Annotated in this window: 14 protein-coding genes and 1 tRNA gene; 12 read left to right on the top strand and 3 right to left on the bottom strand. The window is 66.9% G+C overall.

The window, feature by feature from the left end; genetic code table 11:
* Positions 1 to 26: 26 nt before the first annotated feature.
* Entirely contained in the window at positions 27 to 1,031 is a 1,005-nt protein-coding gene (locus ACPPVQ_RS11610; protein ID WP_426515249.1) for a cation diffusion facilitator family transporter, read from the bottom strand.
* 86 nt (positions 1,032 to 1,117) lie between these two features.
* On the opposite strand from ACPPVQ_RS11610, the gene ACPPVQ_RS11615 reads away from it, so the two are divergent.
* Together ACPPVQ_RS11615 and ACPPVQ_RS11620 are read left to right on the top strand one after the other, a co-directional pair.
* Positions 1,118 to 1,801 carry a response regulator gene (locus tag ACPPVQ_RS11615; RefSeq protein WP_426515250.1) on the top strand — a complete coding sequence of 228 codons (684 nt, stop codon included), beginning with the start codon at positions 1,118 to 1,120 and terminating at the stop codon, positions 1,799 to 1,801.
* Complete coding sequence (locus ACPPVQ_RS11620) at positions 1,798 to 3,534, top strand: hypothetical protein (RefSeq protein ID WP_426515251.1); 1,737 nt, start codon at positions 1,798 to 1,800, stop codon at positions 3,532 to 3,534. Before ACPPVQ_RS11615 ends, ACPPVQ_RS11620 begins: the two co-directional genes overlap by 4 nt.
* A 213-nt stretch (positions 3,535 to 3,747) precedes the next feature.
* Here ACPPVQ_RS11620 and ACPPVQ_RS11625 read toward each other — a convergent pair.
* Positions 3,748 to 3,832, bottom strand: a tRNA-Leu gene (locus tag ACPPVQ_RS11625).
* Between the two features lie 109 nt (positions 3,833 to 3,941).
* On the opposite strand from ACPPVQ_RS11625, the gene ACPPVQ_RS11630 reads away from it, so the two are divergent.
* Both ACPPVQ_RS11630 and ACPPVQ_RS11635 read left to right on the top strand, forming a co-directional pair.
* Positions 3,942 to 5,255, top strand: coding sequence for a M20/M25/M40 family metallo-hydrolase (locus ACPPVQ_RS11630; protein ID WP_426515252.1), 1,314 nt, complete (start codon positions 3,942 to 3,944; stop codon positions 5,253 to 5,255).
* 38 nt (positions 5,256 to 5,293) lie between these two features.
* On the top strand, positions 5,294 to 6,148 hold the full coding sequence (locus tag ACPPVQ_RS11635) for an undecaprenyl-diphosphate phosphatase (RefSeq protein WP_426515253.1): 855 nt from the start codon (positions 5,294 to 5,296) through the stop codon (positions 6,146 to 6,148).
* Between the two features lies 1 nt (position 6,149).
* On the opposite strand, the gene ACPPVQ_RS11640 is transcribed toward ACPPVQ_RS11635, so the two are convergent.
* A complete protein-coding gene (locus tag ACPPVQ_RS11640; protein ID WP_426515254.1) occupies positions 6,150 to 7,118 on the bottom strand; it encodes a proteasome assembly chaperone family protein in 969 nt (322 codons plus the stop codon).
* A gap of 55 nt (positions 7,119 to 7,173) precedes the next feature.
* Here ACPPVQ_RS11640 and ACPPVQ_RS11645 point away from each other — a divergent pair, with 55 nt between their 5' ends.
* The 8 genes from ACPPVQ_RS11645 (at position 7,174) to tatC (ending at position 13,452) form a co-directional block, all read left to right on the top strand.
* Positions 7,174 to 7,860 (top strand): HAD family hydrolase, encoded by a 687-nt coding sequence (locus tag ACPPVQ_RS11645; RefSeq protein ID WP_426515255.1) that lies wholly within the window; start codon positions 7,174 to 7,176, stop codon positions 7,858 to 7,860.
* On the top strand, positions 7,857 to 8,909 hold the full coding sequence (locus ACPPVQ_RS11650) for a tRNA (adenine-N1)-methyltransferase (RefSeq protein ID WP_426515256.1): 1,053 nt from the start codon (positions 7,857 to 7,859) through the stop codon (positions 8,907 to 8,909). Before ACPPVQ_RS11645 ends, ACPPVQ_RS11650 begins: the two co-directional genes overlap by 4 nt.
* A gap of 57 nt (positions 8,910 to 8,966) precedes the next feature.
* Entirely contained in the window at positions 8,967 to 9,923 is a 957-nt protein-coding gene (locus ACPPVQ_RS11655) for an FKBP-type peptidyl-prolyl cis-trans isomerase (protein WP_426515257.1), read from the top strand.
* Positions 9,924 to 9,978: 55 nt separating this feature from the next.
* Positions 9,979 to 11,004 (top strand): helix-turn-helix transcriptional regulator, encoded by a 1,026-nt coding sequence (locus tag ACPPVQ_RS11660; RefSeq protein WP_426515258.1) that lies wholly within the window; start codon positions 9,979 to 9,981, stop codon positions 11,002 to 11,004.
* The gene (locus ACPPVQ_RS11665; protein WP_426515259.1) at positions 10,997 to 11,971 is read left to right on the top strand and encodes a helix-turn-helix transcriptional regulator; all 975 of its coding nucleotides are present in this window, start codon (positions 10,997 to 10,999) and stop codon (positions 11,969 to 11,971) included. Before ACPPVQ_RS11660 ends, ACPPVQ_RS11665 begins: the two co-directional genes overlap by 8 nt.
* An 82-nt stretch (positions 11,972 to 12,053) precedes the next feature.
* Positions 12,054 to 12,383 carry a hypothetical protein gene (locus ACPPVQ_RS11670; RefSeq protein ID WP_426515260.1) on the top strand — a complete coding sequence of 110 codons (330 nt, stop codon included), beginning with the start codon at positions 12,054 to 12,056 and terminating at the stop codon, positions 12,381 to 12,383.
* A gap of 4 nt (positions 12,384 to 12,387) precedes the next feature.
* Positions 12,388 to 12,654, top strand: coding sequence for a Sec-independent protein translocase subunit TatA (tatA, locus tag ACPPVQ_RS11675; protein ID WP_426515261.1), 267 nt, complete (start codon positions 12,388 to 12,390; stop codon positions 12,652 to 12,654).
* Between the two features lie 45 nt (positions 12,655 to 12,699).
* Complete coding sequence (tatC, locus tag ACPPVQ_RS11680) at positions 12,700 to 13,452, top strand: twin-arginine translocase subunit TatC (protein ID WP_426521240.1); 753 nt, start codon at positions 12,700 to 12,702, stop codon at positions 13,450 to 13,452.
* Positions 13,453 to 13,466: the final 14 nt, after the last annotated feature.

Genomic DNA, 13,466 nt, shown 5'->3' on the forward strand with positions numbered 1-13,466 from the left:
GTCAATAACTGTCCGCTATCGGGAGGCTACCCGATCACTTTCCGGTCGCTGCCGAGCGCATCATCCGGATGCTCGGGAACGAGCGCCTGCGCGCCCGGCCGTGACAGGGTCAGCACCGCGCGGGCGAGGTATGGGCTCTGCTCCAGGTCGTGTTCGACCGCAGCGAGGTCCGCTGCGACATCCGACTCCGGGTCGTCGCCGGCGAGGTCGACCGCCGCGATGAGGGTGAACCGTTCCGGTCCGACGAACTCGAGGTGCAGGTAGGTCACCTTCTCGATCTCCGGGCGCTCGAGCAGCACGGTGAGCACGCTGTCGGTGACTGCATCCGACGCAGGCTCGCCGATCAGGAACCGCCGGTTGCGGTCGATGAGGATGATGGCGACGATCGCGAGCAGCACGCCGACCAGGATGGAGCCGATCGCGTCGTATACGGCGTCCCCGGTGAGCTGGTGCGTGAGCACGCCGGCGAAGGCGATCACGAGGCCGATGAGCGCAGCCGAATCCTCGGCGAAGACCGCCCTGAGTGTCGTGTTCGACGTGATGAGCACGTGCTCGAGCGTTCCCGTGCCGAATTTGTCGGCCGATCGGCGCGCCTGAACGTACGACTGAGCGAACGAGATGCCTTCGAAGACGAACGAGACGGCGAGCACGATGTACGCCACCGCATAGTTGGTCGCAGGCTGAGTGCTCGACAATTCGGCGAGTCCATGGGTGATGGAGACCACGGCGCCTGCGGTGAACAGACCGAAAGCCGCGATGAGCGACCACACGTACGCATCGCGGCCGTACCCGCCGGGATGTGAAGAATCCTGCGGTCGGGCCGAACGCCGTTCAGCGAGCAGCAGGAAGATCTCGTTTCCGGTGTCCGCCCACGAATGCGCCGATTCGGCGACCATCGAAGCGGAACCCGTGATGACCGCGGCGATCGTCTTCGCGACAGCGACGAGGAAGTTCGCCCCGAACGCGATGATCACCGTGCGGAGGGCGGCCACCTCTCTCTGTTGTTTTGCTCGCCCGGCTTCTTCGGTCATGCCGCACACAGTAGACCGTCACGCGGACCCGGGCGACTCGCCCGCGCTGGAGAGGACACAGACAGGTCAGCTACTAACCTGAGGACATGTCAGCTACCTGGGTGCGCACTGCGCTCGTCGTCGAGGATCACGCCCTGATGCGGGCACTGGTCGCAGACGCGCTCACGCACGCCGGCTTCACGGTGCACACGCGATCGTCGGCCTCAGGCGCGATCGCCGACTTCGACGTGATCGACCCCGACGTTCTGATCACCGACATCGACCTGGGGGAGCGGCCCAACGGGATCGAGCTCGCCACGATCATCCAGGCCCGTGCGCCGCACATCGCTGTCGTCTTTCTCACGAACTACCCGCGGTCGGCAGCACCGACCGGCGTGCCCGGGGTCGCTGCCGGCGCATCGTTCGTCAACAAGTCGGCGATCGAATCCGTGGACGACCTCGTACGTGTGGTCGAAGCCACCCTGGCCGAGCACCCGGTCACGGTCGATGCCGAGCACTCCGATGCTGCGTCGCTCATCGCCGGACTCAGCCCTGCGCAGCTGGACACCCTCCGCCGCATCGCGCTCGGCTGGTCGAACGGCGAGATCGCGCGGCAGCGCGGGACGAGCGTGCGTGCCCTTGAACGCACCGTCGCCCGCACCTACGAGGCGCTCGGACTCGCCAACGACGCGACGGTGACCCCCCGCGTCGCAGCGACGAACCTGTACGTGCGTGTCTTCGGCGTGCCGGCAGACGAGGACGACGCAGTTCGGGACCAGCACCGGGCATGACGAGCCGTTACCCCTGGGTCGCCCGCGCCTTCGGGGACAACGCCGTCACGATCTGGTCGTGGCTCCTGACGTTGCCTTTCGCTGTGACCGTGATGGCCGGCTACGAGTTCCTGCGCATCGGCCAGCCAGCCCCTCTCGCCTTCGTGGTCGCCCTCCTCGTGCACGTGCTGCTCGGTGTTGTGCTCCTTGGAGCGCGTCAGAGCATCCTGCGGCCGGGAAGCGGCCGTCACCGACCCCTGACCGCGCTGCTCCTCTTCGCTGCGATCGGTGTGGTGCGTCCATTTCTCGCTCTGTCGCTCGCCACGTCGTTCGGCATCCTGGTCGCGCCGGGGGATCTGCTGTCGAGGGTGACGATCAACGTGGTCAGCTCGGTCGTGATGCTGACGCTGATCGCCGTGGTGGTCGACATCCTTCGCGAGCACGGCGGCATCCAGCGGCGCTTGATCGCGGCGCGCGCCGCGGTCGAAGAACGGCGCGCGGATGCCGACCGCGACGTCGACGCCCTCAGCGCCGAATTCACCACGACCATCGCCCAGCGCATCGACACGGCGATCGGCACGGTCGCTCGCGGACTCGCACCCGAGGATGCCGCGCAGCTTCTCCGGAGGATATGCGACGAGGTCGTGCGGCCGATGAGTCACGAACTGTTCCGCGACGCCGAATCGCGCGATGCAGAGGATGAGAGCGTTGCCGACCCCGGTCGTCCGATCGGGTTCCTCGAGAGTCTCCGGCGCGTCGCATCCGGGCTCCGCCCCGATCCTCCGATCGTGATCACGCTCGTCTACCTCGTGCTGGTCTTCCCGCACTACCTCACGACATACGGGCCGGCTGTAGCGGTCATCCAGACCCCGGTCATCGCCGGCATCTACCTCGCCGGCAATACCGCGACTTTCGCGATCGGGTCCCGCCTCCCGACCGCCGGCTGGCGGACTCTCGCGATCGTCGCCTGCTACACCGCGGTCGCACTCATCGCAGCCATGCAGAATTCAGCCGCACTGGCGGTGTTCGGGTATTCGCCCGAGTTCTACTGGGCGGAGGTGGTCAGCTATCCTTTCGTCGCGATCGTGATCGCGGTCACCCGTTCCGTCTCAGTCCAGCTGCACAACGATGAGGATGCGCTCGCCCACTCCCTGCGCGAGCGCGTGCGCCTCGCCTCCCGGGCGCATCGTCGTCTCGCCGAGGTGCGCCGTCGCCTGTCGCATGTGCTGCACGCGACCGTCCAGGGCGAACTGATCGCGGCGTCGCTCGGACTACGCGGCCAGGCAGCGGCTTCCCACGAGGCGATGGATGCGGCTTCAGTCGTCACGAAGACCGTATCCGGTATCAAACGCGAGTTGCTTTCTCTGTCCGGGCCGCCGTCACCTGCCGCACGTGACGCCATCGGAGGGATCGTCGCGATGTGGAGTACGGCGGTGCGGATCGATACGGACGTCGCAGAGGATGCCTGGGAACTCCTCGACGACGATCCGGCACGCGCCTCCGCTGTCGTCGATGCGCTGTCCGAAGGGCTCACGAATGCGGTCCGTCACGGACACGGCGAACGCGTGGCGCTGACGATACGGCATGATCCCCGCACCGAGGGGGTGGTCGTCGAAATCCGGTCGGAGGGAACCATCGCCGACCCCAGGAACGTGGCTTCGGGGATCGGACTGGAAAGGCTGCGCACCGTCGCATCCGGCGTGAGCCTGCACGCAGACGACGAGCAGGTCGTACTCACCGTCGTCGTCTCCTGATCACGCGGTCGTATTCACCGACCATCGGCACCTGGAGACCGGGGGCGCTTTGTAGCCTCGAAGAGAACACCGGGGCCGCCGTCTTCACGACCCGAACGTGAAGAGCCGGCCCCGGATTCTTGTGTGCGAGACCACAGCACGGATGCCACAGCAGAATGCCCCGATCATGATGACCGGGGCATTCTGCTCTGTTGCTACTGTCTCAACACAGTGTGTCCGAGGGGGGACTTGAACCCCCACGCCCTATACGGGCACTAGCACCTCAAGCTAGCGCGTCTGCCATTTCCGCCACCCGGACAGGTGGATCAGCCGCTGACGAATCAGCCGCCGACGTAAGACCTTAGCACGAAAATCGAAGCCTGTTCGTCGCGGTGGTGGGCCCCGGATCACACCGGTAGCGTTGGGGGATGACGAGCGCGACGGACGATACGACACTCGACGAAACCGCGGTGATCGCCCGCGACCTGATCCGCTTCGACACCACGAACTACGGCGAGGGGCGCTCGAACGGCGAGAGCGACGCCGCCGCATATGTGGCCGCCCGCCTGGAGTCGATCGGCCTCCGGACGCAGTCGTTCGAATCCGATCCAGGACGCACCAGCGTGGTCGCCCGGGTGGAGGGCAGGGACCGTTCCAAGCCGGCTCTCGTCGTGCACGGGCATCTCGATGTCGTGCCGGCCGACCCGCGCAACTGGACCGTCGACCCGTTCGGCGGCGTCATCAAAGACGGGATGCTGTGGGGGCGTGGCGCCGTCGACATGAAGAACATGGACGCGATGATCATCACCGCGCTCGGCGACATTCTCGGCTCGGGCCGCCAGCCGGAGCGCGACCTGGTCGTGGCGTTCTTCGCCGACGAGGAAGACGGGGGCCGACGCGGCTCGCATCACCTCGTCAAGAACCATCCGGAGCTCTTCGCCGGGGCGACCGAAGCGATCAGCGAGGTGGGCGGCTACTCGATCGAACTCGACGGCCGGCGCGCCTACCTGATGCAGACGGGCGAGAAGTCCCTGGTCTGGATCAAGCTGGTCGCCCGAGGGCGCGCAGCGCACGGTTCCCGCCTCATCCGTGACAACGCGATCACGAAACTGGCCGAGGCCGTCGTCGCCATCGGGCGGCGCGACTGGCCGATCCAGCTCACCGCGACGACCACCCAGCTCCTGTCGGAGCTCGCGCGGCTGCTCGACATCGACCCGGAGCGCGTCGGGCCGGACGAACTCGTGCTCCGCACCGGCACGGCGTCAGGTTTCATCCTGGCCACGTTGCGCACCACCACGAACCCGACACTGCTGAACGCCGGGTACAAGCACAACGTGATCCCCGACACGGCCGAAGCGCTCATCGACATCCGGACGCTTCCCGGCGAGGAGGACAAGGTGCTCGACCAGGTGCGCGAGCTGATCGGTCCCGACATCGAGATCGAGGTCATGCACCGCGACGTCGGGCTCGAGGCCGCGTTCGGCGGCCCGCTCATCGACGCGATCATCGACACTCTCGGCACGCACGACCCCGGCGCTCCCGTGCTTCCCTACCTTCTCTCGGGCGGCACGGACAACAAGGCGCTCAGCCTGATCGGCATCACGGGCTACGGGTTCGCGCCATTGCGGCTGCCTGCGGATCTCGATTTTCCGGGCATGTTCCACGGCGTAGACGAACGCGTGCCACTAGACGCGCTAGTGTTTGGCAGGACCGTCCTGAGAGACCTCCTCCTGACCTACTGAGCACAGCACCACGCCAGCGCCAGCCCGGAAAGCCACCCATGAACTTCATCAACGCCGTGATCCTCGGCTTCGTGCAGGGACTCACCGAATTCCTGCCGGTCTCGTCGAGCGCGCACATCCGCATCGTCGGGGAGCTCCTCGGCACCGGGGCCGACCCGGGCGCACGTTTCACCGCGATCATCCAGCTGGGCACCGAGACCGCCGTCCTCATCTACTTCTGGAAGGACATCGTCCGCATCGTCAGCCGATGGTTCCGGTCGCTGTTCGGACGCGTGCCTCGTGACGACCCCGACGCCCGGATGGGGTGGCTGGTCATCGTGGGCAGCATTCCGATCGTGGTGCTCGGCGTGCTCTTCCAGAACCAGATCGAGACGACACTCCGTTCTCTCTGGATCGTGGCGGCGACGCTGATCATCTTCGGTGTCCTCCTCGGAATCGCGGATGCCGTCGGCGCGAAGACCCGCAGGCTGAAGGAGCTGACGTGGGGCCACGGCATCATCTTCGGGTTCGCCCAGGCGCTCGCGCTCATCCCCGGCGTATCGCGTTCCGGCGGAACGATCACCGCCGGGCTCTTCATGGGTTACCAGCGTCGCGCGGCGGCCCGATACTCGTTCCTGCTCGCGATTCCTGCAGTGTTCGGCAGCGGTCTGTTCCAGTTGTACAAGTCGATCACGGTCCCGTGTGTCGCCGGCGCGACGAACTGCACGCCCGAGGTCTTCGGCCCGCTTGAGACGGCTGCCGCGACGGTGGTCGCCTTCGCGGTCGGCCTCGTTGTGATCGCCTTCTTCATGGGCTACATCTCACGACACAGCTTCCTGCCGTTCGTGATCTACCGCATCGTCGTCGGCGTGCTACTGATCGTGCTGCTCTCGACGGGCGTCCTCGCCGCTTAGGTCAGTTGCGCCACGGCTCGTCGGACCTGCCGCCGGCCTGCCCGTCACGCCCGTCGCCGCGGCGGCGCAGGTATCGCTCGAACTCCTGCGCGATCGCCTCGCCGGACGCTTCGGGCGAATCGACAGTGTCCCTCGCCTGCTCGAGCTGCTGGATGTACTGGGCCATCTCGTCGTCGTCTGCGGCGAGCGCATCGATGCCCGCCTCCCACGCTGCGGCTTCTTCGACGAGGTTGCCCCGGGGGATCGTCACGTCGACGAGCTCTTCGAGCTTGTCGATCAGGGCGAGCATCGCCTTCGGGCTGGGCGCGTTGTGCACGTAGTGGGGCACGGAAGCCCAGATCGAGACAGTCGGGATGCCGACGGCCTCTGCGCCGTCGGCGATGGCACTCAGGATGCCGACGGGCCCCTCGTAGGTCGATCGCTCGATCTGCAGCTCGCTGCGGACGGCACCGTTCTCGCTCGACGCGAAGATCGAGATCGGACGGGTGTGCGGAACGTCCGCGAGCATCGCTCCGAGGAAGACGATGGCCGTGATGTCGGCTGCGAGCGCCGCGTCGAGGATCTCTGCGGTGAAGCTCTTCCAGCTGCGGGAGGGCTCGGTGCCGAGCAGAAGATAGATATTGCCGACGTTGTTGCCACTGACCTGGAGGTTCGCGTCGTCGGCCAGCCCTGGCGCTGTCTCGCCGGGGCGCACCGGCCCGTACATGACTGCCGATGGCCATTCGAGGCGGCGGCGGCCGTCGTCGTCGGTGACGACGGTCGGCCGGTTGAACTGGAAGTCGAAGTACAGCTCCGGATCGACCTCGGCGATGGGCACGACTTCGAGAACGTCCTGGAGTGTCCTGACCGCTCCGCTCGCTGCCTCTCCTGCGTCGTTCCACCCCTCGAACGCAACGACCAGCAGCCGGCCGCCGAGGAAGTTCATGCCCTGTGCCACTATCCAGGTACCCCGTTCCGTCGCGGCGACCATGCGGTCGCCATCCTTCAAGGATAGGCCCGGGGCGCCCGGACTAGACTTGGACCCCGTGACCTCCCTGACTCGACCTCCCCTTCCTGCTGCCGTTCTCTGGGACATGGACGGGACTCTCGTCGACACCGAGCCCTACTGGATGGCCGCAGAAGTCGAGCTCGTCACCTCGTTCGGCGGTGTGTGGACCCATGATGACGGACTCGCGCTCGTCGGCCAGGGGCTGTGGATATCCGCCGGCATCCTGAAGTCGCGCGGCGTCGATCTGGCGCCTGACGAGATCGTCGCCTGGCTGACTGATCGGGTGCAGCACCAGCTCCAAGAGGTGGGGGTTCCCTGGCGCCCCGGCGCGAAGGAGCTGCTCGCCGAGCTGCGCGAGCGCGGCATCCCGACGGCGCTGGTGACGATGTCCGTACGCCGCATGGCGGAGCAGATCGTGGCCACCATCCCCTTCGACGCCTTCGACGTCGTGGTGAGCGGCGACGAGGTCGCGGACCCCAAGCCGCACCCGGAGGCGTACCTTAAGGCCGCCGACCTGCTCGGCGTCGACCCCAGGCACTGCGTCGCGATCGAGGATTCCGTGGCAGGACTGGCGTCGGCGGTCACTTCCGGTGCGACCACGATCGGCGTGCCCCACATCATCCCCCTCCCCGAGACGGACGAACACGTTCTGTGGAGCACGCTGGCGGGACGCACGGTCGACGACCTCGTGGAGCTGGCGACGGCCAGGACGGCCGCGCTGTGAACGCGTCGGAGCTCCCGCAGAGCAGCGGACCTTTTCGTGCGGGCGACCGCGTGCAGCTGACAGGGCCGAAAGGCAAGCTGAACACGATCACCCTCGAGCCCGGCAAGGTCTTCCACACCCATCGCGGTCTGCTGGCGCACGATGCGATCATCGGCCTCCACGACGGCTCGGTCGTGATGAACAACGTGGGGGTCGAGCATCTCGCCCTGCGGCCGCTCCTGAACGACTTCGTCATGTCCATGCCACGCGGGGCCGCAATCATCTATCCGAAAGACGCAGCGCAGATCCTCGCACTGGCCGACATCTTCCCCGGGGCCACCGTCGTGGAGGCGGGCGTCGGGTCGGGCGCCCTTTCGCTGTGGCTCCTGCGTGCGATCGGCCCGTCCGGCACACTTCGGTCGTTCGAGCGCCGCGACGAGTTCGCCGAGGTCGCCCGCGGCAACGTCGCAACCTTTCTTGGACGCGACCCCGACAACTGGTCGGTCACGGTCGGCGACCTGCAGGATGCACTGCCCGCCACGGTCGGGGCGGGGTCCGTCGACCGGGTCGTCCTCGACATGCTCGCACCGTGGGAATGCCTGGACGTCGTCACCGACGCGCTGAAGCCCGGCGGCGTCGTGCTCTGCTACGTCGCCACCGTCACCCAGCTGTCCCGGGTTGCGGAGGCGATCCGCGCATCCGGCCAGTACACGCACCCGCAGTCGAGTGAGACGATGGTGCGCGGCTGGCACGTCGAAGGCCTCGCCGTGCGCCCCGACCACAGGATGATCGGCCACACCGGCTTTCTCATCACCGCCCGCCGCCTGGCTCCGGGAACGATCCTGCCGGAGCTCAAGCGGCGCCCGTCGAAGAGCGACTACAGCGACGACGACGTCGAAGCCTGGACGCCCGGCGCTCTCGGCGAACGGCAGGTCAGCCCCAAGAGCCTGCGCAAGCGCGTGCGCGCAGCAGGCACGGGCGCGGAACTCTCCAAGGCGAGGAACCTCGCCGGCGACGGAGGTGCCGATCCCGATCCGGGCGCGCAGGGCGCACCTTCCTCCATCAACTAGCATGGGATGCCGGAGGCCAGCCCTCCCCATCCCATCGATCGCACCGAAAGAGGACTCGTGCACCGCGCATCCGCTCTGTTCGTAGCAGCAGGACTGCTCCTTGTCACGCTCACGGCGTGCTCGTCCGACCCGAACGACAACTGCGACACGGCGCTCACATCGGGAAGTGCTTCCGACGTGGTCAAGGTGTCCGGCAAATTCGGCGAACAGCCGACGGTGAAGTTCCCCACCCCGGTGAGGACGTCGACCTCGCAGCGCACGACCAACATCGAGGGCACCGGTCCCCAGATCCACAAGGGCCAGGAGGTCGTCGTCGACTTCTCGATCTACAACGGCACGAACGGTCAGCAGATCCAGACGACGAAGTATGACGGCACGTCCGGCTCCGCCCTCGTTGTCGGCCAGACCGTTCCCGGCCTCGACAAGGGCCTGCAGTGCGCGACCGTCGGTTCGCGCCTCACGGTGGCCGTCTCGCCCAAGGACGGCCTCGGCTCCAGCGCGTCGAGCGTCGGCGTCGCCCCCACCGACACGATCGTGATCGTCGTCGACGTCAAGAAGGCCTACCTTCCGGCCGCGAACGGCGTACCGCAGCCCGGTCGCCCCGGCTTCCCGACCGTCGTCCTCGCTCCGGGCGGCCGCCCGGGCGTGACGGTGCCGACGACGACTCCGCCTACGTCCCTCGACGTCGCGGTGAACAAGCAGGGCGACGGCAAGACCGTCACGAAGTCCGACACCGTCATCGTCCACTACACCGGCGTGCTCTGGAAGGAGCGCACCGTGTTCGACAGCACCTGGGATACGGGCACTCCCGCGACCATCCAGCTCTCCACCGGCCAGACCGCGTCCGGTACGTCCGTGCCGGCCGGGCTCATCGACGGAATCGTCGGGCAGAAGGTGGGCTCGCAGGTGACGATCATCGTGCCGCCGAGCAAGGCTTTCGGCGCCCAGGGGAGTGGACCTGTGCCGCAGAACGCGACGCTTGTCTACGTGGTCGACATCCTCGGCATCGTCTAGTCCCCGGTACCGGCGCTTCCGCGCCCGGCGGCGTCCGCGGCCTTAGGATGATGGGGTGCCTTCCTCGTCCTCCTCGCCTGCGCGCGTGCCTGTCGAAGAACGCCTCTTCAGCCTCGTGCTCGCCCTGCTCGCCACAGAGACGGGGCTGACGAAGAGCGAGATCCTGTCGACCGTTCAGGGGTACCGCCAGCGCTACTCCTCGAGCGGCGACAACGCCAGCCTCGAGCGTCAGTTCGAGCGCGACAAAGACGACATCCGTGAGCTCGGGGTTCCCCTCGAGACGGTCGAGTCGCCTGGCGACGCCGGCAACAACCAGACCCTGCGCTACCGCATTCCGAAAGGCGCATACGACCTGCCCGCCGATGTCGTCTTCTCGGCAGAAGAGATCACGCTCCTGGGGCTGGCGGCGACCGTCTGGCGGGAGGGATCGCTTTCGGCCGAGTCGCGTCGCGCGATCATGAAGCTCCGCTCGCTCGGCGTCGAATCCGACGAACCCATCCTCGGCTATGCTCCGCGCCTGCGCGTTCGGGAGAGCGCGTTCGAACCGCTGAGCATCGCCCTCGAGCGGCGCACGATCGTTAGGTTCCCGTACCTGAAGCCGGGCGAGTCCGCATCCCGCCTCCGCACTGTCGCCCCGCTGGCGCTCATTCAGCACCAGGGCCGGTGGCACCTGCACGCGACTGACCAGGACGTCAATGAGCCGCGAACGTTCCTGCTGTCGCGCATGGTCGGCCCGGTGACGATGACCAATCGCACCTTCGAGCCCGTCGGAACCGACTTCGCGGCACACGCGCTCGACGAGTTGGAACGCATCTGGCGCCGCAACGTGGCCGAGATCGAGGTCGTGCCCGACACGGATGCCGCGACGCGGCTGAGCAAGCGCTACGGCGACCGCGAACCCGGCAATACGCACCTGTCCGTGAATTACTCCGACCTGAACATCATCGCCGACGAGCTGGCGAGCTACGGCCCGGAAGTACTCGTGCTCTCACCCCCACACCTGCGCGAACGGGTGAGGTCGCGCCTGGCGGCCACCGTCGCCGCCCACTCCGATGAGCCAGGGGAGTCGTCCGATGGCTGAGCGACGCCGACCGATGCAAGCCCAGGACAAGCTCGCCTTTCTCCTGGCGCTGGTGCCGTACCTGATGGACCGCGACCGGGTCAGCGTCGCAGAGGCCGCCGATCATTTCGGAGTGGAGAAGTCGCAGCTGCGTGAGGCCGTGCGCCTCATCGCCGTTTCCGGCGTGCCGGGGGAGACCAGCTCGTACCAGCACGGCGACCTGTTCGACATCGCCTGGGACGACTTCGAGGAGAACGACCAGATCGTGCTGACACACCTGGTCGCGATCGACGATTCGCCACGCTTCTCGGCGAGGGAGGCCGCTGCGCTGATCGCAGGCCTCCAGTACCTGTCCGCGCTGCCCGAGAACGCCGACCGAGATGTGATCGGCTCCCTGATGGCGAAACTCGCGCGCGGCGCATCCGCCGTCCCGAGCCAGGTGGCCGTCGCGGGATCCGAGACCGACGAATCCCTCCACCTGATCCGGGACGCGGTCGCTGACGGCACCCAGCTCGAGTTCGTCTACCTCAACTCCCGCGGCGAGCACGAGCGCCGACGCGTCGACCCGTTACGCATCGAGTCCGTGGATCAGGACTGGTACCTGCGGGGATGGTGCCACCTGCGCAAGGCGATCCGCACGTTCCGCCTCGACCGCATCAGCGACCTGCGGGCGACGGACGAGCCGATCACCTACCGACCAGCCGATGTCACCCTGCCGGAGACCCTGTTCGAGGGTTCGCCTGACGACCTGATCGTCGACATCCAGGTGTCCGCCTCGGCGCTGCCGCTCATCGCGGACTACATCCCGGATGGCGCAGACCTCACCGACGACGGGAGTTTCGTGCGCACCTACGTGCGCGTGGCTCACTACCACGGTCTGAAACGACTCGTGGCCGGGCTGTCCGGCATGGTGACCGTGCTCGGCCCGCCGGAGGCCAGGGCAGCCGTGGCCGAATGGGCTGCCGCCGGCGCCGCGCGCTACGAGTGACGCCTGCATCGCGCTGAGGCATCCCGACACGGAGTCGTGGCGATCTCGTAGGATGGCAGGCATGCCGTGGTGGTCGTGGGTCGTGATCTGGGTGGTGCTGGTTCTCGCGCTGCTCGGGATGCTGACCTTGTTCGGATTCCGCCTCTTTCGAAAACTGATGGCCGCTCTCGACGAACTGGGAAAGCTCGCCGACAAGACCGAGTTGCTCCAGCGACGCTCGGAGGAACTCGCCGACGAGCGGTTCCACCCTGCCGTCTTCTCGGATGCCGGCGTCCTGCGCGCGGCCCGCGAGCAGGACGCCGCCGACCGCGAGCGTCGTCGGCAAGCTCGCAGGGATTCACTGGTGAAGCGGGGTAAACTTCTGGTACGCGCGGATCCGCAACAGTTTTCGCATCTGACCCGAAGGACCTGATTCCATGTTCGGCAATGGCCTTACCGGATGGCACCTGCTCATCATCCTTGCTGTCATCCTGCTGCTGTTCGGTGCGCCGAAGCTTCCGGGGCTCGCGAAGAGCCTCGGGCAGTCCATGCGGATCTTCCGCGGCGAGGTCAAGGCGATGAAAGAAGACGACGCGGCCCCGTCGAACACTACGGAATCGACCGGCGACACGACCGCCGCACCGACCGATGCATCCGTCTCGCGTCCCGCTTCGACCTCCACCGAGCCGCACCCGAAACCCTAGGTCGTGGCCTCCTCCGTCAAGCGAGGCAAGAACCGCGAAGGCCGCATGACGTTCGGCGAGCACTTCGTCGAGCTTCGCAAACGTCTCTTCCGGTCGGCGCTGGGCCTTCTGGTCGGTTCCGTCGTTGGGTGGTTCCTTGCCGGCTGGGTGCTCGACGCCCTGCGCGAGCCGATCATCCAGATCGCGAAACAGCAGGGGCGGCTCGCCGAACTGAACTACGACAACATCACGGGCGCGTTCGACCTGAAGATGCAGATCGCGATCACAATCGGTGTGGTCATCTCGAGCCCGGTCTGGCTGTACCAGATCTGGGCGTTCCTCGTGCCGGCCCTCAATCGCAAAGAACTCAAGTACGGTCTCGGCTTCTTCTTCTCGGCAGTACCGCTTTTCTTTGCGGGCTGCGCGGCCGGCTGGTTCGTCGTTCCCCACATCGTGCAGCTGCTGACGAGCTTCGCGCCCAGCCAGGACACGGCGTTCATCCAGGCGAAGGACTATTTCGACTTCGTCCTGAAGCTCGTAGTCGCGATCGGTGTGGCCTTCGTGCTGCCGGTGTTCCTCGTGCTGCTCAACTTCGTGGGAGTGCTGAGCGCGCAATCGATCATCCGGTCGTGGCGGTGGGCCCTTCTCGTGATCATCCTGTTCACCGCGATCGCCACGCCGTCGGCCGACATCGTCTCGATGTTCCTGCTCGCGATACCGATGGTGGTGCTCTACTTCGCGGCGGCCGGAGTCTCGTGGCTGCATGACCGCCGGGTTGCGCGCGCCGCGACGCGCCTCGAATCCGAACTCGCAACCTGACGGCACCTAAGCTG

It is taken from the genome of Leifsonia sp. McL0618 (assembly GCF_049994905.1).
Taxonomy (GTDB): domain Bacteria; phylum Actinomycetota; class Actinomycetes; order Actinomycetales; family Microbacteriaceae; genus Diaminobutyricibacter.